We start from the raw sequence: 26,126 nt of genomic DNA on the forward strand, positions 1-26,126 counted from the left end.
GACTACTGCTGTGCCTTTCAATGCTTGTTTCTATCGACGACTTAATATACTGCGACAGAGCGTCCGCTCTGTGTAAATCGCAATGAAATGGTTTAAGCGTGATAGCAACAGGCATTGCGGAAAGTATCCATTTTCCGGTCAACAAAATAGTGTTGCACAAACTGTCCGCTCAATGGACAGATGGGTCGACTTGTCAGCGAGCTGAGGAACCCTATGGTTTACTCCTATACCGAGAAAAAACGTATTCGTAAGGATTTTGGTAAACGTCCACAAGTTCTGGATGTGCCTTATCTCCTTTCTATCCAGCTTGACTCGTTTCAGAAATTTATCGAGCAAGATCCTGAAGGGCAGTATGGTCTGGAAGCTGCTTTCCGTTCCGTGTTCCCGATTCAGAGCTACAGCGGTAATTCCGAGCTGCAATACGTCAGCTACCGCCTTGGCGAACCGGTGTTTGACGTCCAGGAATGTCAAATCCGTGGCGTGACCTATTCCGCACCGCTGCGCGTTAAACTGCGTCTGGTGATCTATGAGCGCGAAGCGCCGGAAGGCACCGTAAAAGACATTAAAGAACAAGAAGTCTACATGGGCGAAATTCCGCTCATGACTGACAACGGTACTTTTGTTATCAATGGTACTGAGCGTGTTATCGTTTCCCAGTTGCACCGTAGTCCGGGCGTCTTCTTCGACTCCGACAAAGGTAAAACCCACTCTTCGGGTAAAGTACTGTATAACGCGCGTATTATTCCTTACCGTGGTTCCTGGCTGGACTTCGAATTCGATCCGAAGGACAACCTGTTCGTACGTATCGACCGTCGCCGTAAACTGCCTGCGACCATCATTCTGCGTGCCCTGAACTACACCACTGAACAGATCCTCGACCTGTTCTTCGAAAAAGTTATTTTCGAAATCCGTGATAACAAGCTGCAGATGGAACTGGTGCCGGAACGCCTGCGTGGTGAAACCGCATCTTTTGACATCGAAGCTAACGGTAAAGTGTACGTAGAAAAAGGCCGCCGTATTACTGCGCGCCACATTCGCCAACTGGAAAAAGACGACGTAAAACTGATCGAAGTCCCGGTTGAGTACATCGCAGGTAAAGTAGTTGCTAAAGACTATATTGATGAGTCTACCGGCGAGCTGATCTGCGCAGCGAACATGGAGCTGAGCCTGGATCTGCTGGCTAAGCTGAGCCAGTCTGGTCACAAGCGTATCGAAACGCTGTTCACCAACGATCTGGATCACGGCCCGTATATCTCTGAAACCTTACGTGTCGACCCAACTAATGACCGTCTGAGCGCACTGGTAGAAATCTACCGTATGATGCGTCCTGGCGAGCCGCCGACTCGTGAAGCCGCTGAAAGCCTGTTTGAGAACCTGTTCTTCTCCGAAGACCGCTATGACCTGTCTGCGGTTGGTCGTATGAAGTTCAACCGTTCTCTGCTGCGTGAAGAAATTGAAGGTTCTGGTATCCTGAGCAAAGACGACATCATTGATGTTATGAAAAAGCTCATTGATATCCGTAACGGTAAAGGCGAAGTCGATGATATCGACCACCTCGGCAACCGTCGTATCCGTTCTGTTGGCGAAATGGCTGAAAACCAGTTCCGCGTTGGCCTGGTACGTGTAGAGCGTGCGGTGAAAGAGCGTCTGTCTCTGGGCGATCTGGATACCCTGATGCCTCAGGACATGATCAACGCCAAGCCGATTTCTGCAGCAGTGAAAGAGTTCTTTGGTTCCAGTCAGTTGTCTCAGTTTATGGACCAGAACAACCCACTGTCTGAGATTACGCACAAACGTCGTATCTCCGCACTCGGCCCAGGCGGTCTGACCCGTGAACGCGCAGGCTTCGAGGTTCGAGACGTACACCCGACTCACTATGGTCGCGTATGTCCAATCGAAACCCCTGAAGGTCCGAACATCGGTCTGATCAACTCCCTGTCCGTGTACGCACAGACTAACGAATACGGCTTCCTTGAGACTCCGTATCGTAAAGTAACCGACGGTGTTGTAACTGACGAAATTCACTACCTGTCTGCTATAGAAGAAGGCAACTACGTTATCGCCCAGGCGAACTCCAACCTGGATGAAGAAGGCCACTTCGTAGAAGATCTGGTAACCTGCCGTAGCAAAGGCGAATCCAGCTTGTTCAGCCGCGACCAGGTTGACTACATGGACGTATCCACCCAGCAGGTGGTATCCGTCGGTGCGTCCCTGATCCCGTTCCTTGAACACGATGACGCCAACCGTGCATTGATGGGTGCGAACATGCAACGTCAGGCCGTTCCGACTCTGCGTGCTGATAAGCCGCTGGTTGGTACTGGTATGGAACGTGCTGTTGCCGTTGACTCCGGTGTAACTGCGGTTGCTAAACGTGGTGGTGTCGTTCAGTACGTGGATGCTTCCCGTATCGTTATCAAAGTTAACGAAGACGAGATGTACCCGGGCGAAGCAGGTATCGATATCTACAACCTGACCAAGTACACCCGTTCTAACCAGAACACCTGTATCAACCAGATGCCATGTGTTTCTCTGGGTGAGCCGGTAGAACGTGGCGACGTGCTGGCAGACGGTCCGTCCACCGATCTCGGTGAACTGGCGCTCGGTCAGAACATGCGCGTAGCGTTCATGCCGTGGAATGGTTACAACTTCGAAGACTCCATCCTCGTCTCCGAGCGTGTTGTTCAGGAAGACCGTTTCACCACCATCCACATCCAGGAGCTGGCGTGTGTGTCTCGTGACACCAAGCTGGGGCCAGAAGAGATCACCGCTGATATCCCGAACGTGGGTGAAGCTGCGCTCTCCAAACTGGATGAATCCGGTATCGTTTACATTGGTGCGGAAGTGACCGGTGGCGACATTCTGGTTGGTAAGGTAACGCCGAAAGGTGAAACCCAACTGACCCCAGAAGAGAAACTGTTGCGTGCGATCTTCGGTGAGAAAGCGTCTGACGTTAAAGACTCTTCTCTACGTGTACCAAACGGTGTATCCGGTACGGTTATCGACGTTCAGGTCTTTACTCGCGATGGCGTAGAAAAAGACAAACGTGCGTTGGAAATCGAAGAAATGCAGCTCAAACAGGCGAAGAAAGACCTGTCCGAAGAACTGCAGATCCTCGAAGCGGGTCTGTTCAGCCGTATCCGAGCTGTGCTGGTAGCCGGTGGTGTTGAAGCTGAGAAGCTCGACAAACTGCCGCGCGATCGCTGGCTGGAACTGGGCCTGACCGACGAAGAGAAACAAAATCAGCTAGAACAACTGGCTGAGCAGTATGACGAACTGAAACACGAGTTCGAGAAGAAACTCGAAGCGAAACGCCGCAAAATCACCCAGGGTGACGATCTGGCACCGGGCGTGCTGAAGATTGTTAAGGTATATCTGGCGGTTAAACGCCGTATCCAGCCTGGTGACAAGATGGCAGGTCGTCACGGTAACAAGGGTGTAATTTCTAAGATCAACCCGATCGAAGATATGCCTTACGATGAAAACGGTACGCCGGTAGACATCGTACTGAACCCGCTGGGCGTACCGTCTCGTATGAACATCGGTCAGATTCTGGAAACCCACCTGGGTATGGCTGCTAAAGGTATCGGTGACAAGATCAATGCCATGCTGAAACAGCAGCAGGAAGTCGCGAAACTGCGCGAGTTCATCCAGCGTGCCTACGATCTGGGCGCTGACGTTCGTCAGAAAGTTGACCTGAGTACCTTCAGCGATGAAGAAGTGATGCGCCTGGCTGAAAACCTGCGCAAAGGTATGCCGATCGCAACGCCGGTATTCGACGGTGCGAAAGAAGCGGAAATTAAAGAGCTTCTGAAACTTGGCGACCTGCCGACTTCTGGTCAGATCACCCTGTACGACGGCCGCACTGGTGAACAGTTCGAACGCCCGGTAACCGTAGGTTACATGTACATGCTGAAACTGAACCACCTGGTCGACGACAAGATGCACGCGCGTTCTACCGGTTCTTACAGCCTGGTTACTCAGCAGCCGCTGGGTGGTAAGGCACAGTTCGGTGGTCAGCGTTTCGGGGAGATGGAAGTGTGGGCGCTGGAAGCATACGGCGCGGCATACACCCTGCAGGAAATGCTCACCGTTAAGTCTGATGACGTGAACGGTCGTACCAAGATGTATAAGAACATCGTGGACGGCAACCATCAGATGGAACCGGGCATGCCAGAATCCTTCAACGTATTGTTGAAAGAGATTCGTTCGCTGGGTATCAACATCGAACTGGAAGACGAGTAATTCTCGCTCAAACAGGTCACTGCTGTCGGGGTAAAACCCGGCAGCGGATTGTGCTAACTCCGACGGGAGCAAATCCGTGAAAGATTTATTAAAGTTTCTGAAAGCGCAGACTAAAACCGAAGAGTTTGATGCGATCAAAATTGCTCTGGCTTCGCCAGACATGATCCGTTCATGGTCTTTCGGTGAAGTTAAAAAGCCGGAAACCATCAACTACCGTACGTTCAAACCAGAACGTGACGGCCTTTTCTGCGCCCGTATCTTTGGGCCGGTAAAAGATTACGAGTGCCTGTGCGGTAAGTACAAGCGCCTGAAACACCGCGGCGTCATCTGTGAGAAGTGCGGCGTTGAAGTGACCCAGACTAAAGTACGCCGTGAGCGTATGGGTCACATCGAGCTGGCTTCTCCGACTGCGCACATTTGGTTCCTGAAATCGCTGCCGTCCCGTATCGGTCTGCTGCTCGATATGCCGCTGCGTGATATCGAACGCGTACTGTACTTCGAATCCTATGTTGTTATCGAAGGCGGTATGACCAACCTGGAACGTCAACAGATCCTGACTGAAGAACAGTATCTGGATGCGCTGGAAGAGTTCGGTGATGAATTCGACGCGAAGATGGGTGCGGAAGCTATTCAGGCACTGCTGAAGAGCATGGATCTGGAGCAAGAGTGTGAAACTCTGCGTGAAGAGCTGAACGAAACCAACTCCGAAACCAAGCGTAAAAAACTGACCAAGCGTATCAAACTGCTGGAAGCATTCGTTCAGTCTGGTAACAAGCCAGAGTGGATGATCCTGACCGTTCTGCCGGTTCTGCCGCCAGATCTGCGTCCGCTGGTTCCGCTGGATGGTGGTCGTTTCGCGACTTCTGACCTGAACGATCTGTATCGTCGCGTCATTAACCGTAACAACCGTCTGAAACGTCTGCTGGATCTGGCAGCGCCGGACATCATCGTACGTAACGAAAAACGTATGCTGCAGGAAGCGGTTGATGCCCTGCTGGATAACGGTCGTCGCGGTCGTGCGATCACCGGTTCTAACAAGCGTCCTCTGAAATCTTTGGCCGACATGATCAAAGGTAAACAGGGTCGTTTCCGTCAGAACCTGCTCGGTAAACGTGTTGACTACTCCGGTCGTTCTGTAATCACCGTAGGTCCATACCTGCGTCTGCATCAGTGCGGTCTGCCGAAGAAAATGGCGCTGGAGCTGTTCAAACCGTTCATCTACGGCAAGCTGGAACTGCGTGGTCTTGCTACCACCATCAAAGCTGCTAAGAAAATGGTTGAACGTGAAGAAGCTGTCGTTTGGGATATCCTGGACGAAGTTATCCGCGAACACCCGGTACTGCTGAACCGTGCACCGACTCTGCACCGTCTGGGTATCCAGGCATTTGAGCCGGTACTGATCGAAGGTAAAGCTATCCAGCTACACCCGCTGGTTTGTGCGGCATATAACGCCGACTTCGATGGTGACCAGATGGCTGTTCACGTACCGCTGACGCTGGAAGCCCAGCTCGAAGCGCGTGCGCTGATGATGTCTACCAACAACATCCTGTCTCCGGCGAACGGCGAACCAATCATCGTTCCGTCTCAGGACGTTGTGCTGGGTCTGTACTACATGACCCGTGACTGTGTTAACGCCAAAGGCGAAGGCATGGTGCTGACTGGCCCGAAAGAAGCTGAGCGTATTTATCGCGCTGGCCTGGCCTCTCTGCATGCGCGCGTTAAAGTGCGTATCACCGAGTATGAAAAAGATGCTAACGGTGAATTAGTCGCGAAAACCAGCCTGAAAGACACGACCGTTGGCCGTGCCATTCTGTGGATGATTGTACCGAAAGGTCTGCCTTACTCCATCGTCAACCAGGCGCTGGGTAAAAAAGCAATCTCCAAAATGCTGAACACCTGCTACCGCATTCTCGGTCTGAAACCGACCGTTATTTTTGCGGACCAGATCATGTACACCGGCTTTGCATATGCAGCGCGTTCCGGTGCATCTGTTGGTATCGATGACATGGTCATCCCGGAGAAGAAACACGAAATCATCTCCGAGGCAGAAGCAGAAGTTGCTGAAATTCAGGAGCAGTTCCAGTCTGGTCTGGTAACTGCGGGCGAACGCTACAACAAAGTTATCGATATCTGGGCTGCGGCGAACGATCGTGTATCCAAAGCGATGATGGATAACCTGCAAACTGAAACCGTTATTAACCGTGACGGTCAGGAAGAGAAGCAGGTTTCCTTCAACAGCATCTACATGATGGCCGACTCCGGTGCGCGTGGTTCTGCGGCACAGATTCGTCAGCTTGCGGGTATGCGTGGTCTGATGGCGAAGCCGGATGGCTCCATCATCGAAACGCCAATCACCGCGAACTTCCGTGAAGGTCTGAACGTACTCCAGTACTTCATCTCCACCCACGGTGCTCGTAAAGGTCTGGCGGATACCGCACTGAAAACCGCGAACTCCGGTTACCTGACTCGTCGTCTGGTTGACGTCGCGCAGGACCTGGTGGTTACCGAAGATGATTGTGGTACTCATGAAGGTATCATGATGACCCCAGTTATCGAGGGTGGCGACGTTAAAGAGCCGCTGCGCGATCGCGTACTGGGTCGTGTAACTGCTGAAGACGTTCTGAAGCCGGGTACTGCTGACATCCTCGTTCCGCGCAACACACTGCTGCACGAACAGTGGTGTGACCTGCTGGAAGAGAACTCTGTCGACGCGGTTAAAGTTCGTTCTGTTGTATCTTGTGACACCGACTTTGGTGTATGTGCGCACTGCTACGGTCGTGACCTGGCGCGTGGCCACATCATCAATAAAGGTGAAGCTATCGGTGTTATCGCGGCACAGTCCATCGGTGAACCGGGTACACAGTTGACCATGCGTACGTTCCACATCGGTGGTGCGGCATCGCGTGCGGCTGCTGAATCCAGCATCCAGGTGAAAAACAAAGGTAGCATCAAACTCAGCAACGTGAAGTCGGTTGTGAACTCCAGCGGTAAACTGGTTATCACTTCCCGTAACACCGAACTGAAACTGATCGACGAATTTGGTCGTACCAAAGAAAGCTACAAAGTGCCTTACGGTGCGGTACTGGCGAAAGGCGATGGCGAACAGGTTGCTGGCGGCGAAACCGTTGCAAACTGGGATCCGCACACCATGCCAGTTATCACTGAAGTAAGTGGTTTTGTTCGCTTTACTGACATGATCGACGGCCAGACCATTACTCGTCAGACCGACGAATTGACCGGTCTGTCTTCGCTGGTTGTTCTGGATTCTGCAGAGCGTACCGCAGGTGGTAAAGATCTGCGTCCGGCACTGAAAATCGTTGATGCTCAGGGTAACGACGTTCTGATCCCTGGTACTGATATGCCTGCGCAGTACTTCCTGCCGGGTAAAGCGATTGTTCAACTGGAAGATGGCGTACAGATCAGCTCTGGTGACACTCTGGCGCGTATTCCGCAGGAATCTGGCGGTACTAAAGACATCACCGGTGGTCTGCCGCGCGTTGCAGACCTGTTTGAAGCTCGTCGTCCGAAAGAGCCGGCAATCCTGGCTGAAATCAGCGGTGTCGTTTCCTTCGGTAAAGAAACCAAAGGCAAACGTCGTCTGGTTATCACCCCGGTAGACGGCAGCGAACCGTACGAAGAGATGATTCCGAAATGGCGTCAGCTCAACGTGTTCGAAGGTGAACGTGTAGAACGTGGTGACGTTATTTCCGACGGTCCGGAAGCACCGCACGACATTCTGCGTCTGCGTGGTGTTCATGCTGTTACTCGTTACATCGTTAACGAAGTACAGGACGTATACCGTCTGCAGGGCGTTAAGATTAACGATAAACACATCGAAGTTATCGTTCGTCAGATGCTGCGTAAAGCCACCATCGTTAACGCAGGTAGCTCCGACTTCCTGGAAGGCGAACAGGTTGAATACTCTCGCGTCAAGATCGCAAACCGCGAACTGGAAGCGAACGGCAAAGTGGGGGCAACTTACTCCCGCGATCTGCTGGGTATCACCAAAGCGTCTCTGGCAACCGAGTCCTTCATCTCTGCAGCATCGTTCCAGGAAACTACACGTGTCCTGACCGAAGCCGCTGTTGCAGGTAAACGTGATGAACTGCGCGGTCTGAAAGAGAACGTTATCGTTGGTCGTCTGATCCCAGCCGGTACGGGTTATGCGTATCACCAGGATCGTATGCGCCGCCGTGCCGCAGGTGAGGCTCCGGCTGCACCGCAGGTGACTGCAGAAGACGCATCTGCCAGCCTGGCAGAACTGCTGAACGCAGGTCTGGGTGGTTCTGACAACGAGTAATCGTTAATCCACAAATAACTTAAAAACCCGCTTCGGCGGGTTTTTTTATTGGTTTAGTTCAGAATTCATATAGTTAACCAGAAATATTAAGAAAGGCAGGGCGAAACGAGGAAGAAGCTTTTCGCCCTGGACAACATTCCTGCTGACGGCACTACCATAAAAAAACGGAAGACTTTCAACAAGTTTCCGTTTTCCATCTTTCGTAACTGCTCGGAATAAATTTATGCTCTTACATTCAGTCTCAAAACCGTTGCGAGGCGCGTCCCAGATAGCTGTCCCAGTCTTTCCATACCGGCTGCAAGCCCTGGGCGGTCAACGCGGCGGCAACAACTTCTGGCCTGCGATCGTCGTGCGGTGAGAATTGTTCCAGTTCAGGGTGACCGTCGGCATAGCCACCTGGCTGCGTTTTCGAGAAGGCGCTGACGTTATTTATTGCCAGCGGAATAACGCGATCGCGAAACCACGGTGATTCCCGCGTGGAGAGTGAGAGTTCAATCTCCGGCGCAAACAGGCGGAAGGAGCAGATGGTTTGCACTAGCTGGCGTTCATCCATAATCGACGCTGGCTCAATGCCGCCAGTACATGGCCGCAACCGTGGGAAGGAGACAGAGTAGCGGCTTTGCCAGTAATGCTGTTGCAGCCACAGCAAATGCTCGGCAACCATGTAGCAGTCAACGCGCCAGTTGTCGGAAAGGCCGATTAGCGCGCCAAGGCCTATCTTATCAATCCCCGCACGACCCAGTCGGTCTGGTGTTTCCAGTCGCCAGAAGAAGTCCTGTTTTTTCCCTTTCAGATGATGGCGGGCATACGTCGCCTCGTGATATGTCTCCTGATAAACCATTACCCCATCCAGACCAAGTTGCTTTAACTCGGCGTATTCCGCTTCTGTCAGTGGTTGTACTTCCATCTGTAGCGAAGAGAACTGTTCACGCAGGATAGGAAGGTGGCGACGAAAGTAATCCATCCCTACTTTCGCCTGATGTTCACCGGTGACCAGCAACAGATGCTCAAAGCCCATTGCCTTAATAGCGGCGCTTTCCCTGGCGATGTCTGCTTCATCCAGCGTTTTGCGCTTGATGCGATTGCTCATGGAAAATCCACAATAGGTGCAGTCGTTAGCACAAAGATTAGAAAGATAGAGCGGGACGTAGAAGTTGACGGTATTGCCAAATCGTTGGCGTGTCAGACGTTGCGCCCGTTGGGCCAGTGGTTCCAGATAATCACTGGCGGCAGGTGAGAGCAATGCCATCATGTCGTCGCGGGTGAGTGACGGCGCATTTAGCGCCCGCTCTACGTCAGCGGCCGTTTTACTGTTGATGCGCAGACGGATGTCGTCCCAGTCCAGTTCTCGCCAGCGATTGCTGAAGGTTTTCATGCTGAAACCTCCAGAAATCCGGTCAGTGGGCTGGTGGCATGAGCAAAGCTACTTCGGCTGCCAGGCCCAGCCTGACGCGCCAGCAGGCCAGCTTCTACTGCCAGACGAAATGCTTTTGCCATGTTGATGGGATCGTCCGCGACGGCAATCGCTGTATTTACTAATACGGCGTCGGCCCCCATTTCCAGCGCCTGCGCGGCATGACTCGGAACGCCGATGCCCGCATCAACCACCACCGGAACCGTGGCTTGCTGGATAATAATCTCCAGCATGGCGCGGGTTTCCAGTCCCTGATTAGAGCCAATTGGTGCGCCGAGCGGCATTACCGCCGCGCAACCGACTTCTTCCAGACGTTTGCACAATACCGGATCGGCACTGCAGTAGGGCAGCACGACAAACCCCTGCTGCACCAGTGTTTCGGCAGCTTTCAGGGTTTCGATGGGATCGGGCAACAACCAGCGGGCGTCAGGGTGAATCTCCAACTTCAGCCAGTGTGTGCCTAACGCCTCACGTGCCAGGTGAGCAGCGAAAATGGCTTCTTCTGCTGTTTTCGCCCCGGAAGTATTCGGCAGCAGCGTCATACCCGCAGCGATAAGCGGATCGAGGATAGCGTCGTTGTGCTGGCGCAAGTCGACGCGTTTCATTGCCAGCGTCACCAGTTGACTGCCGGAAGCGCGGATCGCCTCCACCATCAGTTGCGAAGAGGCGAATTTCCCGGTGCCGGTAAACAGATGTGAATCAAACGTTTTGTCCGCAATACGTAACATCTCACCCCCCTGCAATAACCTGAAAAAGCAGGATCTGGTCGCCATCCTGCACGATATGTTGCGCCCATTGCTCGCGCGGGACGATTTGTTGATTAATCGCCAGCGCTGCGCCCGCTTGTTGTTGATTGAGTTGCTCCAGCAGCTCGTGAACAGTTTGTCCGGCGGCGAACTGCATCGGTTGATCGTTAAACAGGATCTGCATTGCATCCTCCACATACAGGGCATTCTGTGGCGCGGCGCAACGCCAGGCTGCGCCACTGGTTCGATTTACCGTCGAACAAACGGAGTTCTCCCGCAGGTGTCTCTATATCGCTTAATAACTTAATTGCTTCCAGTGCCTGCAAAGTACCCATAACCCCGACCACCGGGCCAACCACGCCCGCCGTGCGGCAGTTGCGTTCAGGCTCCAGGTTATCCGGCCACAGACAGCGATAACACCCCTGTTCCCAGGGCGGCGTCAGTACCATCAACTGACCACCAAAACCGACCGCGCTGGCGGTGATAAGCGGCGTGTTGAGTGCCACGCAGGCGGCGTTAATCTCCTGGCGAGTCGCCATATTGTCGGTACAGTCGAGCACCACATCGGCTTGTGCTACCGCATCTTTTAAGGCATGACCCGTTAGCCGTTGTTGTAATGCCATCAGTTGAATATCGGGATTCAATTGCGTCAGTCGCTGTTGGCAGACCTGCGATTTCGGGCGGTCGATATCTTCAGTGGTAAAGAGGATTTGCCGCTGCAGATTACTCAAATGCACATCGTCGTCATCTGCCAGCACCAGAGTTCCGATACCAGCGCCAGCCAGGTACAGCGCAGCAGGCGTACCCAGCCCGCCAAGGCCGATAATCAGCACCTGGCTGTCGAGCAGTTTTTGCTGGCCTTCAATGGCGATGTCATCGAGCAGGATTTGGCGGCTATAACGCATAAAATCACGGTCATTCATCGCCAACTCCTGCAATTTCCAACAACTGAGCTGTTGCCGCACGCCAGTCTGTCGCCTGGGTAATGGCACTGACGACGGCGATGCTACCGACACCCGTCGCCATCACCGCAGGTGCGCGCGCCAGACTGATACCGCCAATCGCCACGGTGGGATAATCAGCCAGGCGCTCAATGTGCCGAGCCAGTTGCGCCAGCCCCTGCGGCGCGGAAGGCATCTGTTTGGTTTGCGTGGGGAACACATGCCCCAGTGCGATATAAGAAGGGCGTGCTGCCAGCGCGACGTCGATTTCCATGTCATCATGGGTCGAAACGCCCAGCCGCAGGCCTGCCGCGCGGATAGCGGCGAGATCGGTGGATTGCAAATCTTCCTGCCCCAGATGGACACCATACGCCTGATGCCTGATCGCCAGTTGCCAGTAATCGTTGATAAACAGTCGTGCGTTATAGCGGTGACCCAGTTCAATTGCCGCTACGACATCAGCTTCCACCTCTTCATCGCGCTGATCTTTAATGCGTAGCTGGAGGGTGCGCACGCCCGCGTCCAGCATGCGTTCGATCCACTGCACACTGTCCACTACTGGATACAGCCCTAAACGAAAAGGTACACGAGGAAAATCAGGCTGATACATCATGCTTCCTCCTTACGCAGGTAGATTTCTCCGCCTCTGGCGCGGAAGTTCTCCGACATATCCGCCATTCCTACTTCAATGGTTTGCGCGGCGGCATAATCGCGCACTTCCTGGCTGATTTTCATCGAGCAGAATTTCGGTCCACACATCGAGCAGAAATGGGCGACCTTGCCAGACTCTTGCGGCAGGGTTTCATCGTGGTAAGCGCGGGCGGTAAACGGATCGAGGGCCAGATTAAACTGGTCTTCCCAGCGAAATTCGAAACGGGCTTTCGACATGGCGTTATCGCGAATTTGTGCGCCCGGATGCCCCTTTGCCAGGTCGGCGGCGTGGGCGGCAATCTTATAGGTGATAAGTCCCTGCTTAACGTCTTCTTTATTGGGCAGACCCAGGTGCTCTTTTGGCGTTACGTAGCAGAGCATCGCGCAGCCAAACCAGCCAATCATCGCTGCGCCAATCCCCGAAGTGAAATGGTCATAGCCCGGCGCAATGTCGGTAGTCAGCGGCCCGAGGGTATAGAACGGTGCTTCGTGGCAGTGCTCTAACTCCTCGGTCATATTGCGGCGAATCATTTGCATCGGCACATGCCCGGGGCCTTCAATCATCACCTGCACGTCATATTCCCAGGCGATTTTGGTCAGTTCGCCCAGCGTATGCAGCTCGGCAAACTGTGCTTCATCGTTAGCATCCTGAATCGAACCGGGACGCAGGCCATCGCCCAGCGACAGCGAAACGTCATAAGCGGCGCAGATTTCACAAATTTCGCGGAAGTGTTGATAGAGGAAGTTTTCCTGATGATGGGAGAGGCACCATTTCGCCATAATCGAACCGCCGCGCGACACAATACCGGTCAGACGTTTAGCGGTCATTGGCACGTAGCGCAGGAGAACGCCCGCATGAATCGTGAAGTAATCCACACCTTGCTCGGCCTGTTCCAGCAGCGTGTCTCGGAACGTTTCCCAGGTAAGATCTTCAGCGATCCCGTTAACCTTTTCCAGCGCCTGATAGATCGGCACAGTACCGATCGGCACCGGGCTGTTGCGCAAAATCCACTCGCGGGTTTCGTGAATATAGCGACCGGTAGAGAGATCCATCACAGTATCCGCTCCCCAGCGCGTGGACCACACCAGTTTTTCCACTTCTTCTTCAATGGAAGAGGTGACCGCTGAGTTGCCGATATTGGCATTCACTTTCACCAGAAAGTTGCGACCAATGATCATTGGCTCAGATTCCGGATGATTGATATTGGCGGGGATAATGGCGCGTCCGGCAGCGACTTCGTCACGGACAAACTCCGCGGTGATATTTTCCGGCAGGCGAGCACCAAAGCTCATACCCGGATGCTGGTGGCGCAAAACTTCGCTACGGATGCGCTCGCGCCCCATGTTCTCGCGAATGGCGATGAACTCCATCTCCGGCGTGATGATGCCCCGGCGGGCGTAGTGTAACTGCGTAACGCGATGGCCTGCTTTGGCGCGTTTTGGCGTTAATACGCCGCTAAAACGCAGTTCATCGAGGCCATCATCCGCCAGTCGCGCTTTAGTGTAATCGGAACTGCGAACGGTGAGTGCTTCAGTGTCGCCGCGTGCATCGATCCACGGCTGGCGCAGTTTTGCCAGCCCTTGCTGTACGTTAATCGCGATTTGCGGGTCGCCATACGGGCCGGAGGTATCGTAGACCGGAATCGCTTCATTTTCTTCGTACTGTGGCTGTTCTTTGCTACCGCCGATTAGCGTCGGGCTAAGCTGGATCTCACGCATCGGTACGCGCACGCCAGGATGTGTGCCGGTGATGTAAATCCGTTTTGAGTTGGGAAAGGCGGTGCCTTCCAGGGTATCGATAAAATGTTGGGCCTGGGCGCGTTGCTCGCGGCGGGTCAGTTTTGTTGCAGACATAGCTCATTCCAAAAGTTAAGGACGTGGCTTGTCAGACGACGGATGAAGCAAGAGATGATCGCCGCAAAGGCGATGCAATAGCAGATTAACTCTTGTTCCCTTCGCAGGTATTAGCCTGATCAGGTTCCGCGGATCCCGAATGAACGGTCTCAGCCAGTTAAGGCACTCCGACAAGAAATTAGCCCCGCAAACGGGGCGTTGAATGTAAATTACGCGTTAACAGCGCATAATTCAAGCAAGATGTTTGAGGCGGGCAGCGTCAAGCACCAGCAGAATTAGCTTATCTTCCAGCACAAAGCGTGCTTCCAGCGCTTCACCGATGTCAGATAAAACCTGTTGAAACTCAAGATAATTATCATGATCTATGGCGGTTTCCAGACTGGAATCGTAGTAATCCATAATCTGCTGCGTGTTGGCTTCCAGTTGCGGCCAAATCTTCGCGGCGCGAGCGAGCTGCCCGTTGCCTTCCAGTTTATGCAGAATGCGCTCATAAATACTGAAATGCCCGGCAGAAAGGTAATCGACCAGACTCTGGCAAAAATCATCAAGGGCTTTTTCGTTTAGCCTCATGTACGATTCTTTGCCAGGCTTAATGCCAACCAAATTGTAGTAAGCCACGAGCAGATGCTTACGTACATGTAGCCAGCGATCAACCAGTTTGTTACTTCCTCTGACGTGTTCCGTCAGGTTATCGAGCTGGTTAAGCATGATTGACTCCGCAAGTTTGTCTTCAAAAACTGCTCAGTGAGAATGTAAAAAACATGTTAAACATGCCAGTGAAGCAAAGGTAGTGCAAGAGCTATGGATCGTATAATTGAAAAATTAGATCACGGTTGGTGGATAGTCAGCCATGAGCAAAAATTATGGTTGCCGAAGGGAGAATTGCCATATGGCAAAGCGGCAAATTTTGATCTTGTGGGTCAGCGCGCACTGCAGATAGGCGAATGGCAAGGAGAACCTGTTTGGCTGGTACAACAGCAGCGTCGCCATGATATGGGCTCGGTGCGCCAGGTTATTGATCTGGACGTCGGGCTGTTTCAATTAGCCGGACGCGGCGTGCAACTGGCGGAGTTTTACCGTTCGCATAAATACTGCGGATATTGCGGGCATGAAATGTACCCAAGCAAAACCGAATGGGCGATGCTGTGCAGCCACTGCCGTGAGCGTTACTACCCACAAATCGCTCCCTGCATTATCGTTGCCATCCGTCGCGATGATTCGATCCTACTTGCCCAGCATACCCGGCATCGTAACGGTGTCCATACGGTACTCGCCGGATTTGTCGAAGTCGGAGAAACCCTCGAACAGGCGGTCGCGCGGGAAGTGATGGAAGAGAGTGGCATCAAAGTCAGGAATTTGCGTTATGTGACCTCTCAGCCGTGGCCGTTTCCTCAGTCGCTGATGACTGCGTTTATGGCGGAGTATGACAGTGGTGACATCGTGATTGATCCGAAAGAACTGCTGGAGGCGAACTGGTATCGCTACGACGATTTACCATTATTGCCACCACCGGGCACTGTGGCGCGCCGTCTGATAGAAGATACGGTGGCGATGTGTCGGGCAGAGTATGAGTGATGATACACTGACCGCCTGACGCACTAAGGAACAGCCAAAATGACCGAACTCAAAAACGATCGTTATCTGCGGGCGCTGCTGCGCCAGCCCGTTGATGTCACTCCAGTATGGATGATGCGCCAGGCGGGTCGCTACCTACCGGAATATAAAGCTACTCGCGCTCAGGCGGGCGATTTTATGTCGTTGTGCAAAAACGCCGAGCTGGCGTGTGAAGTCACCTTGCAGCCGCTACGTCGCTATCCGCTGGACGCGGCGATTCTGTTTTCCGATATTCTCACCGTTCCGGATGCAATGGGGTTAGGACTCTATTTTGAAGCCGGAGAAGGCCCGCGATTCACCTCGCCAGTCACCTGTAAAGCAGACGTCGATAAACTGCCGATTCCGGATCCGGAAGATGAACTGGGTTACGTGATGAACGCAGTACGTACCATTCGTCGCGAACTGAAAGGCGAAGTACCACTAATTGGTTTTTCCGGCAGCCCGTGGACGTTGGCGACCTACATGGTGGAAGGCGGTAGTAGCAAAGCTTTCACCGTGATCAAAAAAATGATGTATGCCGATCCGCAAACGCTGCATGCGCTACTCGATAAATTGGCGAAAAGCGTCACCCTGTACCTGAACGCGCAAATCAAAGCCGGTGCGCAAGCGGTGATGATTTTCGACACCTGGGGCGGCGTGCTCACCGGACGTGACTATCAACAGTTCTCGCTCTACTACATGCATAAAATTGTCGATGGGTTGCTGCGTGAAAACGATGGCCGCCGTGTGCCGGTAACACTGTTTACCAAAGGCGGTGGACAGTGGCTGGAAGCGATGGCGGAAACTGGTTGCGATGCGCTGGGTCTCGACTGGACAACGGATATCGCTGATGCGCGCCGCCGCGTGGGTAATAAAGTCGCGTTGCAGGGCAATATGGACCCATCGATGCTGTATGCGCCGCCAGCCCGCATTGAAGAAGAAGTGGCGACAATTCTTGCCGGTTTCGGTCATGGTGAAGGTCATGTCTTCAACCTTGGTCACGGCATTCACCAGGATGTACCGCCAGAACATGCCGGTGTCTTTGTGGAGGCAGTACATCGGTTGTCCGAACAGTACCACCGTTAAGGAGTGATTATGGATCTCGCGTCATTACGCGCTCAACAACTTGAACTGGCCTCTTCTGTGATCCGCGAGGATCGACTCGATAAAGATCCTCCGGATCTGATCGCCGGAGCCGATGTTGGGTTTGAGCAGGGCGGAGATGTGACGCGAGCGGCGATAGTGCTGCTGAAATATCCCACTCTTGAGCTGGTGGAGTATAAAGTGGCTCGCATCGCCACCACCATGCCTTACATTCCTGGTTTTCTTTCCTTCCGCGAATATCCTGCGCTGCTGGCAGCGTGGGAGATGCTGTCGCAAAAACCGGATTTAGTGTTTGTCGACGGTCATGGGATCTCGCATCCGCGTCGTCTTGGCGTCGCCAGTCATTTTGGCTTATTAGTCGATGTGCCAACCATTGGCGTGGCGAAAAAACGGCTATGTGGTAAATTCGAACCACTCTCCAGCGAACCGGGCGCGCTGTCGCCGTTGATGGACAAAGGCGAGCAACTGGCCTGGGTCTGGCGTAGCAAAGCGCGCTGTAATCCGCTGTTTATTGCTACTGGTCATCGGATCAGCGTGGATAGCGCGCTGGCGTGGGTACAACGCTGCATGAAAGGCTATCGTCTGCCAGAACCAACGCGCTGGGCGGATGCTGTGGCCTCGGAACGTCCGGCGTTCGTGCGCTATACAGCAAATCAGCCCTAATTCAGGTAAACTGCGGATAATTTCCGTATTTGAGAACTCAACATGTTACAAAACCCGATTCATCTGCGTCTGGAGCGCCTGGAAAGCTGGCAGCACGTTACTTTTATGGCCTGCTTATGCGAACGCATGTACCCCAATTACGCCATGTTCTGCCAGCAAACCGGCTTCGGTGATGGGCAGATTTACCGTCGCATTCTTGATCTCATCTGGGAAACGCTGACTGTCAAAGACGCAAAAGTGAATTTCGACAGTCAACTGGAGAAATTTGAGGAAGCTATCCCTTCAGCAGATGATTTCGATCTGTACGGTGTTTATCCGGCAATCGATGCCTGCGTGGCGTTAAGTGAACTGGTTCATTCGCGTTTGAGTGGCGAAACACTGGAACACGCTGTGGAAGTCAGTAAGACTTCCATCACCACCGTTGCGATGCTGGAAATGACCCAGGCTGGTCGCGAAATGAGCGATGAAGAGCTGAAAGAAAACCCGGCCGTTGAGCAAGAATGGGACATTCAGTGGGAAATATTCCGACTTTTAGCCGAGTGCGAAGAACGCGACATTGAGCTGATAAAGGGCCTTAGGGCAGACCTGCGTGAGGCGGGTGAGAGCAATATTGGTATAATTTTTCAGCAATAAGACCAGAAAACGTGAATTAACGCCTGATTTGTCGTACCTGGAGTCTTCCCTTTCGCCCCCCGTCTGGTCTACATTTGGGGGGCGAAAAAAAGTGGCTATCGGTGCGTGTATGCAGGAGAGTGCTATTCTGGCATTTCCGTCGCACTCGATGCTTAGCAAGCGATAAACACATTGTAAGGATAACTTATGAACAAGACTCAACTGATTGATGTAATTGCAGAGAAAGCAGAACTGTCCAAAACCCAGGCTAAAGCTGCTCTGGAGTCCACTCTGGCTGCAATTACTGAGTCTCTGAAAGAAGGCGATGCTGTACAACTGGTTGGTTTCGGAACCTTCAAAGTGAACCACCGCGCTGAGCGTACTGGCCGCAACCCGCAGACCGGTAAAGAAATCAAAATCGCCGCAGCTAACGTACCGGCATTTGTTTCTGGCAAGGCACTGAAAGACGCAGTTAAGTAAGATTGCGTGGCAGTGAACAGTTTTAACGAAGGGGTGGTTTCACCCCTTTTGTCTTTCTGGCGTCGCACATTGATGCTGGCAGGCGTGCTGTTTCTCTCTGCCTGTAGCCACAACTCTTCACTTCCCCCTTTTACCGCCAGTGGGTTTGCCGAAGACCAGGGTGCAGTGCGCATCTGGCGAAAAGACAGCGGCGATAATATCCATCTGCTTGCCGTGTTCAGTCCGTGGCGCAATGGCGATACCACTACCCGTGAATACCGCTGGCAGGGCGATAACCTCACGCTTATCAATATCAACGTTTACAGCAAACCGCCGGTGAATATCCGCGCACGCTTTGACGAGCGCGGTGACCTGAGCTTTATGCAACGTGAGTCCGACGGGCAAAAGCAGCAGCTTTCTAACGATCAAATCGATTTATACCGTTATCGTGCAGACCAGATCCGCCAGATTAGCGACGCCTTACGTCAGGGGAGAGTGGTACTGCGTCAGGGACGCTGGCATGCGATGGAACAGACTGTGACTACCTGCGAAGGGCAAACCATTAAGCCTGATTTAGATTCGCAGGCGATAGCGCATATCGAGCGCCGCCAGAGCCGCTCTTCTGTTGATGTGAGCGTGGCATGGCTGGAAGCGCCCGAGGGTTCACAATTACTGTTAGTGGCAAACTCTGACTTTTGTCGCTGGCAACCCAACGAGAAGACGTTCTGATTTACCAGTGGCCCATACCCATATGGCCGCCACCACCTCCGCAGCCACCGTAACCCATGCCCATTCCGACACCGCGTGGAATACCCGCTTCAGCCATCGCAATATCCCGTTTAACTCGCAATTCATCTAATGACTGACGTAAAGTCTCCATCTCTTTGGCGACTGCGTTAATTTTGCTGCTATCCGGTGGATTAGCGGCTAACAGGGCGTTGTATTCATAACGCTTCGTCACCAGTTGTTGTTGCAGCGCGCTGCTTTGGGCGTAAAAGTCATTATGGATTTTCTGCCACGCAGTTTGTTGTTCGCTGGTCAAAGGCGCTGCATTTTGCTGCCACATACCGTGTCCGCCGTGGGCAAATGCAGTTGTTGAGCCTATCGCCATTGCTGAAAACGCCATCATCACCAGGGCAATCTTCGTGTTCCGTTTCATGGTTAATCCTCCAGTGGTTGTCTTACTTTACGTATTGCATCTTTCGTGCCAACGATGAAACACCGATGTAACGGGCAATCTGGCGCGGTTAGCGAGTAAAAATGACCCGATTGTGGTGGGTAGCGAGTCATTTTTACTCATTGAAAGATAAGCGTTTGTGTTACAGCGCAGGGTAGGGGGCAATAAAAGATGGCATGATTTGTGCTGTCAAAAAGGGATGAACAGGCAAAGAAGAAGATGCGTTTTATGCAACGTTCTAAAGACACATTAGCCAAATGGTTAAGCGCGATCCTCCCCGTAGTCATTGTTGGGCTGGTGGGATTGTTTGCGGTGACGGTGATTCGCGATTATGGGCGGGCAAGCGAGGCTGACCGCCAGGCATTACTGGAAAAAGGTAATGTGCTCATTCGCGCTCTGGAGTCAGGAAGTCGCGTAGGGATGGGGATGCGAATGCACCATGTGCAGCAACAGGCACTTCTGGAAGAGATGGCAGGCCAGCCAGGGGTGTTGTGGTTTGCGGTCACCGATGCGCAGGGCATTATCATTCTTCACAGTGACCCAGAAATGGTCGGGCGTGCACTCTATTCGCCTGATGAAATGCGGCAGTTAAAGCCAGAGGAAAACTCCCGCTGGCGACTGCTTGAGGACGCGGAAAAAACGCCTGCGCTTGAGGTCTATCGTTTGTTTCAGCCCATGTCAGCCTCCTGGAGGCATGGGATGCATAATATGCCGCGCTGTAACGGCAAACCTGAGCCACAGGCAGATGCACAACAGGCTATTTTTATCGCTGTTGATGCCAGTGATCTGGTTGCAACCCAGATTGGGGAGAAGCGCAATACCCTGATTATTCTCTTTGCTCTGGCGACGGTATTGCTGGCGAGCGTGTTGTCATTCTTCTGGTATCGCCGTTACCTTCGCTCGCGCCAGTTATTGCAGGATGAAATGAAGCGCAAAGAGAAGCTGGTGGCGCTGGGGCATCTGGCGGCAGGCGTCGCCCACGAAATCCGTAACCCACTTTCATCGATTAAAGGACTGGCGAAATATTTTGCCGAGCGCACGCCCGCGGGGGGCGAAGCGCATCAACTGGCGCAGGTGATGGCGAAAGAAGCCGACCGTTTGAATCGCGTGGTGAGCGAACTGCTGGAACTGGTCAAGCCAACGCACCTTGCTTTGCAGGCGGTGGAGCTCAATACCCTGATTAACCATTCATTACAACTGGTGAGCCAGGACGCTCAGAGTCGTGAGATACAGTTGTGCTTTAACGCTAACAACGGGTTGCCGGAAATTCAGGCCGACCCGGACAGACTGACTCAGGTACTGTTAAATCTTTATCTCAATGCTATTCAGGCTATTGGTGAGCATGGCGTGATTAGTGTGACGGCAAGTGAAAGCGGCAATGGCGTGAAAATTAACGTTACCGACAGCGGTAAGGGAATTGCGGCAGATCAACTGGAGGCTATCTTCACCCCGTACTTCACCACCAAAGCCGAAGGCACCGGGCTGGGGCTGGCGGTTGTGCATAATATTGTTGAACAACACGGTGGTACAATTCAGGTCGCCAGCCAGGAGGGGAAAGGTGCAACATTCACCCTCTGGCTTCCGGTGAATATTAATCGTAAGGACCCACAAGGATGAAGCACGATAACATCGATATTCTGGTGGTGGATGATGACATTAGCCACTGCACCATCTTGCAGGCATTGCTACGTGGCTGGGGCTATAACGTCGCGCTGGCGAACAGCGGGCGACAGGCGCTGGAGCAGGTGCGGGAACAGGTTTTTGATCTTGTGCTTTGCGATGTGCGAATGGCGGAGATGGACGGCATCGCCACGCTGAAAGAGATTAAAGCGTTAAATCCGGCAATTCCGGTGCTGATTATGACCGCTTACTCCAGCGTCGAGACGGCGGTAGAAGCGCTGAAAACCGGGGCACTGGATTATCTCATCAAGCCGCTGGATTTCGATAACTTGCAGGCAACGCTGGAAAAGGCGCTTGCTCATACGCAGATTGTCGCTTCTGAAACGCCTACCGTGCTAGCCAGCCAGTTTGGGATGGTTGGGAAAAGCCCGGCGATGCAACACTTACTCAGTGAAATAGCCCTCGTCGCACCATCGGAAGCCACGGTGTTGATCCACGGCGATTCTGGCACCGGCAAAGAGTTGGTTGCCAGAGCAATTCACGCCAGTAGCGCACGTAGTGAAAAACCGCTGGTAACGCTCAACTGTGCGGCACTCAACGAATCCTTACTGGAGTCCGAATTGTTCGGTCATGAAAAAGGGGCGTTTACCGGTGCCGATAAACGGCGGGAAGGGCGCTTTGTTGAGGCGGACGGCGGCACGTTGTTTCTCGATGAAATTGGCGATATTTCTCCAATGATGCAGGTTCGTCTGCTGCGTGCCATTCAGGAGCGTGAAGTCCAGCGTGTTGGCAGCAACCAGACTATTTCTGTCGATGTCCGGCTGATTGCCGCGACCCATCGCGATCTTGCCGCAGAGGTGAATGCCGGGCGTTTTCGCCAGGATCTCTACTATCGACTGAACGTGGTGGCGATTGAAGTGCCGGCGCTACGTCAACGGCGGGAAGATATTCCTCTGTTGGCAGATCATTTTCTGCAGCGCTTTGCTGAACGTAATCGCAAGGCGGTAAAAGGCTTTACGCCGCAGGCGATGGATCTGCTAATTCACTACGACTGGCCGGGGAATATTCGTGAACTGGAAAACGCAGTGGAACGGGCGGTGGTGCTACTGACCGGGGAATATATTTCCGAACGCGAGCTGCCGCTGGCGATTGCCAGTACGTCGATTCCGCTGGTGCAAAGTCAGGATATTCAGCCGCTGGTGGAAGTGGAAAAGGAGGTGATTCTGGCGGCGCTGGAGAAAACGGGCGGCAACAAAACCGAAGCCGCCCGCCAGTTAGGGATCACGCGCAAAACGCTATTGGCAAAACTGTCGCGTTAGTTCTGCTCGCGTTCGATGGCGCGCCAGCCGATATCTTTCCGGCAGAAGCAATCATCCCAGTGGATATCGGTCATTAAGGCATAAGCGCGTTTCTGCGCTTCTGCCACGGTATGACCCAGCGCGGTGACGCACAGTACGCGCCCGCCGCTGGTGATCACCTGCTCGTCATCTGCCAGTTTCGTACCCGCATGGAACACTTTGCCGTCTTCCACTTCTTCCAGCGGCAGGCCGTGGATCACATCGCCGGTGCGGTAATCCCCTGGATATCCACCCGCAGCCATCACCACGCCGAGAGAAGCACGTTCATCCCACTCGGACGTTTTCTCGTCCAGCTTGCCTTCACAGGCCGCCAGGCAGAGTTCAACCAGATCGGACTTCATGCGCAGCATAATCGGCTGGGTTTCCGGATCGCCAAAGCGGCAGTTAAACTCGATAACCTTCGGATTACCCTGTTTGTCGATCATCAAACCCGCGTAGAGAAAACCGGTGTAGGTGTTGCCTTCCGCCGCCATGCCTTTTACGGTTGGCCAGATGATGCGTTCCATCGTGCGCTGATGAACTTCATCGGTCACCACTGGCGCAGGAGAGTAAGCACCCATCCCGCCGGTGTTCGGCCCGGTATCTTTATCGCCTACGCGTTTGTGATCCTGGCTGGTGGCCATTGGCAGCACATGTTCGCCGTCCACCATCACGATAAAGCTCGCTTCTTCGCCGTCGAGGAACTCTTCGATCACAATGCGATGACCCGCGTCGCCAAAAGCGTTACCCGCCAGCATATCGTGAACAGCCGCTTCAGCTTCTTCCAGTGTCATCGCCACGATAACACCTTTCCCGGCGGCCAGACCGTCCGCTTTGATAACGATCGGTGCGCCTTTCTCACGCAGATACGCTAATGCAGGTTCTACTTCGGTGAAGTTCTGGTATTCCGCCGTAGGGATCTTATGGCGGGCCAGGAAATCTTTAGTAAATGCTTTCGAGCCTTCCAGTTGTGCGGCACCTGCGGTTGGGCCGAAGATTTTCAGCCCAGCGGCGCGGAAGGTATCAACCACGCCTTTCACCAGCGGTGCTTCCGGGCCGACGATGGTTAGGTCGATCTTTTCGTTTTGCGCGAAATCCAGCAGCGCCGGGATATCGGTCACGCCGATAGCGACGTTTTGCAGCGCAGGTTCCAGCGCCGTTCCCGCATTACCTGGTGCGACAAATACGGTCTCAACCAGCGGCGATTGCGCCGCTTTCCAGGCCAGCGCGTGTTCGCGCCCGCCGTTACCAATCACTAATACTTTCATCTGTCGCTCCATTAATGGCGGAAGTGGCGCATGTCGGTGAAGAGCATCGCAATACCGTGCTCGTCGGCGGCAGCAATCACTTCGTCATCGCGGATAGAACCGCCAGGCTGGATTACGCAGGTCACGCCCGCAGCGGCGGCGGCATCAATACCGTCGCGGAACGGGAAGAACGCGTCAGAAGCCATCGAGGAACCTTTCACTTCCAGACCTTCATCGGCGGCTTTAATACCGGCGATTTTCGCGGAGTACACGCGGCTCATCTGGCCCGCGCCAATCCCGATGGTCATATTGTTTTTGGCATAGACGATGGCGTTGGATTTCACGAACTTCGCCACCTTCCAGCAGAACAGCGCATCACGTAGTTCCTGCTCGGTCGGCTGGCGTTTAGTCACCACGCGCAGTTCTTCTGCGCCAACCATGCCCAGATCGCGATCCTGAACCAGCAAACCGCCATTCACGCGTTTGAAATCGAGGCCCGGAACACGCTCGCCCCACTGACCACAGGTCAGGACGCGCACGTTCTGTTTGGCGGCGGTGATTTTCAGGGCTTCTTCGCTGGCGGACGGCGCAATGATCACTTCAACAAACTGACGGGAGATAATAGCCTGCGCGGTTTCAGCATCCAGCTCACGGTTAAAAGCGATAATGCCGCCGAATGCGGAGGTTGGGTCGGTTTTATACGCGCGATCGTAAGCATCAAGGATCGTGCTGCTGATGGCGACACCGCAGGGGTTAGCGTGCTTCACAATCACACAGGCTGGCTCCGCAAATTCTTTCACGCATTCCAGCGCCGCATCGGTATCAGCGATGTTGTTATAGGAAAGGGCTTTACCCTGAACCTGGATTGCGGTGGCAACGGAGGCTTCTTTCACATTCTCTTCTATATAGAAGGCAGCTTGCTGGTGGCTGTTTTCACCGTAGCGCATATCCTGCTTCTTAATGAAGTTCAGGTTAAGTGTGCGCGGGAAGCGGCCAGCCGCTTCTTTACTCTCGCCGTGATAAGCCGGAACCATGCTACCGAAGTAGTTGGCGATCATGCTGTCATAGGCGGCGGTATGTTCGAAGGCTTTGATGGCGAGGTCGAAACGGGTATTGAGAGTCAGAGAACCTTCGTTGGCATCCATCTCTTCAATAATAGCGTCATAGTCGCTGCTCTTAACAACGATAGCGACATCTCTATGATTCTTGGCGGCGGAGCGCACCATGGTTGGGCCGCCGATATCGATGTTCTCAACCGCATCTTCCAGTGAGCAGCCTTCACGGGCCACGGTCTGGGCGAATGGGTACAGGTTAACGACCACCATATCGATAGGTTGGATCTGATGTTCTTCCATAATGGCATCGTCCTGACCGCGACGGCCCAGAATACCGCCGTGCACTTTTGGATGCAGGGTCTTCACGCGTCCATCCATCATCTCCGGGAAACCGGTGTAATCGGAAACTTCGGTCACCGGCAGGCCTTTTTCTGCTAACAGACGGGCAGTGCCCCCTGTAGACAGCAGCTCCACACCGCGTGCAGAAAGTGCCTGGGCGAATTCGACGATACCGGCTTTGTCAGAAACACTGAGCAGAGCGCGGCGGACTGGACGACGTTGTTGCATGGTAAATCCCCTGGATTTGACTATTACAGAGAGCGTTAGCTGAATTTTTCGCAAAAAACTCAGCTAACGCCCCTAACGGGGCATCTTTATTTTTCGCCCGCATTGTAACGAAAACGTTTGCGCAACGCTCGCGAATTTTTTTGTTTCGATGGTGATCTCGATTTTGATTGCCATTAGCGGTTCAGGAATACAGAAATAACGCTGATGATTGTGGATAACTCTGTGTGTAAAAAGGTATAAAGCGGGGTTTTGCTGGGGAATGCAGCAGTCAGTCATTTTTTTGCAATTTTTCTATTGCGGCCTACGGAGAACACCCTATAATGCGCCTCCATCGACACGGCGGATGTGAATCACTTCACACAAACAGCCGGTTCGGTTGAAGAGAAAAAATCCTGAAATTCAGGGTTGACTCTGAAAGAGGAAAGCGTAATATACGCCACCTCGCGACAGTGAGCTGAAAGCCGCGTCGCAACTGCTCTTTAACAATTTATCAGACAATCTGTGTGGGCACTCGAAGATACGGATTCTTAACGTCGCAAGACGC

Annotated in this window: 20 protein-coding genes and 1 riboswitch; of the genes, 10 read left to right on the top strand and 10 right to left on the bottom strand. The window is 53.4% G+C overall.

Annotated features, from left to right (window positions below):
* The first annotated feature begins 213 nt into the window (after positions 1–213).
* Entirely contained in the window at positions 214–4,242 is a 4,029-nt protein-coding gene (rpoB, locus tag A1WG_RS14420; RefSeq protein ID WP_001314338.1) for a DNA-directed RNA polymerase subunit beta, read from the top strand.
* Between the two features lie 76 nt (positions 4,243–4,318).
* Positions 4,319–8,542, top strand: coding sequence for a DNA-directed RNA polymerase subunit beta' (gene rpoC / locus A1WG_RS14415; protein ID WP_000653962.1), 4,224 nt, complete (start codon positions 4,319–4,321; stop codon positions 8,540–8,542).
* Between the two features lie 241 nt (positions 8,543–8,783).
* Here the strand turns inward: rpoC and thiH are convergent, their stop codons facing one another.
* The 7 genes from thiH to A1WG_RS14380 form a co-directional block, all read right to left on the bottom strand.
* Positions 8,784–9,917 (bottom strand): 2-iminoacetate synthase ThiH, encoded by a 1,134-nt coding sequence (gene thiH, locus A1WG_RS14410; RefSeq protein WP_001517534.1) that lies wholly within the window; start codon positions 9,915–9,917, stop codon positions 8,784–8,786.
* Positions 9,914–10,684: a thiazole synthase gene (gene thiG / locus A1WG_RS14405; RefSeq protein WP_001517535.1), complete on the bottom strand. Its 771-nt coding sequence runs from the start codon at positions 10,682–10,684 to the stop codon at positions 9,914–9,916. The genes thiH and thiG overlap by 4 nt, the downstream gene beginning before the upstream one ends.
* 1 nt (position 10,685) lies before the next feature.
* The gene (thiS, locus tag A1WG_RS14400; RefSeq protein WP_001166252.1) at positions 10,686–10,886 is read right to left on the bottom strand and encodes a sulfur carrier protein ThiS; all 201 of its coding nucleotides are present in this window, start codon (positions 10,884–10,886) and stop codon (positions 10,686–10,688) included.
* Positions 10,870–11,625 carry a thiazole biosynthesis adenylyltransferase ThiF gene (gene thiF / locus A1WG_RS14395; protein WP_001517536.1) on the bottom strand — a complete coding sequence of 252 codons (756 nt, stop codon included), beginning with the start codon at positions 11,623–11,625 and terminating at the stop codon, positions 10,870–10,872. Before thiF ends, thiS begins: the two co-directional genes overlap by 17 nt.
* The gene (gene thiE, locus A1WG_RS14390; RefSeq protein WP_024191932.1) at positions 11,618–12,253 is read right to left on the bottom strand and encodes a thiamine phosphate synthase; all 636 of its coding nucleotides are present in this window, start codon (positions 12,251–12,253) and stop codon (positions 11,618–11,620) included. The genes thiF and thiE overlap by 8 nt, the downstream gene beginning before the upstream one ends.
* Entirely contained in the window at positions 12,253–14,148 is a 1,896-nt protein-coding gene (gene thiC / locus A1WG_RS14385) for a phosphomethylpyrimidine synthase ThiC (protein WP_001517538.1), read from the bottom strand. The genes thiE and thiC overlap by 1 nt, the downstream gene beginning before the upstream one ends.
* 79 nt (positions 14,149–14,227) lie before the next feature.
* Positions 14,228–14,328, bottom strand: a riboswitch (TPP riboswitch).
* Positions 14,329–14,379: 51 nt separating this feature from the next.
* Positions 14,380–14,856, bottom strand: a complete 477-nt coding sequence (locus A1WG_RS14380; RefSeq protein WP_000934291.1) for an Rsd/AlgQ family anti-sigma factor — start codon at positions 14,854–14,856, stop codon at positions 14,380–14,382.
* 93 nt (positions 14,857–14,949) lie between these two features.
* Here A1WG_RS14380 and nudC point away from each other — a divergent pair, with 93 nt between their 5' ends.
* The 6 genes from nudC (at position 14,950) to A1WG_RS14350 (ending at position 19,308) form a co-directional block, all read left to right on the top strand.
* Positions 14,950–15,723 carry an NAD(+) diphosphatase gene (gene nudC, locus A1WG_RS14375; protein WP_000373924.1) on the top strand — a complete coding sequence of 258 codons (774 nt, stop codon included), beginning with the start codon at positions 14,950–14,952 and terminating at the stop codon, positions 15,721–15,723.
* 39 nt (positions 15,724–15,762) lie between these two features.
* Positions 15,763–16,827 (top strand): uroporphyrinogen decarboxylase, encoded by a 1,065-nt coding sequence (gene hemE, locus A1WG_RS14370; protein ID WP_001517539.1) that lies wholly within the window; start codon positions 15,763–15,765, stop codon positions 16,825–16,827.
* Positions 16,828–16,836: 9 nt separating this feature from the next.
* The gene (nfi, locus tag A1WG_RS14365; RefSeq protein WP_000362400.1) at positions 16,837–17,508 is read left to right on the top strand and encodes a deoxyribonuclease V; all 672 of its coding nucleotides are present in this window, start codon (positions 16,837–16,839) and stop codon (positions 17,506–17,508) included.
* Between the two features lie 42 nt (positions 17,509–17,550).
* Complete coding sequence (locus A1WG_RS14360; protein ID WP_000940106.1) at positions 17,551–18,141, top strand: YjaG family protein; 591 nt, start codon at positions 17,551–17,553, stop codon at positions 18,139–18,141.
* Between the two features lie 186 nt (positions 18,142–18,327).
* Positions 18,328–18,600: a nucleoid-associated protein HU-alpha gene (gene hupA / locus A1WG_RS14355; RefSeq protein WP_001044513.1), complete on the top strand. Its 273-nt coding sequence runs from the start codon at positions 18,328–18,330 to the stop codon at positions 18,598–18,600.
* 12 nt (positions 18,601–18,612) lie between these two features.
* The gene (locus A1WG_RS14350; protein ID WP_010375907.1) at positions 18,613–19,308 is read left to right on the top strand and encodes a DUF1481 domain-containing protein; all 696 of its coding nucleotides are present in this window, start codon (positions 18,613–18,615) and stop codon (positions 19,306–19,308) included.
* Between the two features lies 1 nt (position 19,309).
* On the opposite strand, the gene zraP is transcribed toward A1WG_RS14350, so the two are convergent.
* On the bottom strand, positions 19,310–19,738 hold the full coding sequence (gene zraP / locus A1WG_RS14345) for a zinc resistance sensor/chaperone ZraP (RefSeq protein WP_000828219.1): 429 nt from the start codon (positions 19,736–19,738) through the stop codon (positions 19,310–19,312).
* A gap of 237 nt (positions 19,739–19,975) precedes the next feature.
* Between zraP and zraS the strand changes: the two genes are divergently transcribed.
* Entirely contained in the window at positions 19,976–21,373 is a 1,398-nt protein-coding gene (gene zraS / locus A1WG_RS14340; protein WP_001211947.1) for a two-component system sensor histidine kinase ZraS, read from the top strand.
* Positions 21,370–22,695, top strand: a complete 1,326-nt coding sequence (gene zraR / locus A1WG_RS14335; protein ID WP_000679878.1) for a sigma-54-dependent response regulator transcription factor ZraR — start codon at positions 21,370–21,372, stop codon at positions 22,693–22,695. Before zraS ends, zraR begins: the two co-directional genes overlap by 4 nt.
* Here the strand turns inward: zraR and purD are convergent.
* Both purD and purH read right to left on the bottom strand, forming a co-directional pair.
* Positions 22,692–23,981, bottom strand: coding sequence for a phosphoribosylamine--glycine ligase (gene purD / locus A1WG_RS14330; RefSeq protein WP_001517541.1), 1,290 nt, complete (start codon positions 23,979–23,981; stop codon positions 22,692–22,694). The genes zraR and purD overlap by 4 nt on opposite strands.
* Before the next feature lie 11 nt (positions 23,982–23,992).
* Positions 23,993–25,582, bottom strand: coding sequence for a bifunctional phosphoribosylaminoimidazolecarboxamide formyltransferase/IMP cyclohydrolase (purH, locus tag A1WG_RS14325; RefSeq protein WP_001187579.1), 1,590 nt, complete (start codon positions 25,580–25,582; stop codon positions 23,993–23,995).
* Positions 25,583–26,126: the final 544 nt, after the last annotated feature.

The sequence above is a fragment of the Escherichia sp. KTE96 genome, assembly GCF_000408525.1.
Classification (GTDB): Bacteria; Pseudomonadota; Gammaproteobacteria; order Enterobacterales; family Enterobacteriaceae; genus Escherichia; species Escherichia marmotae.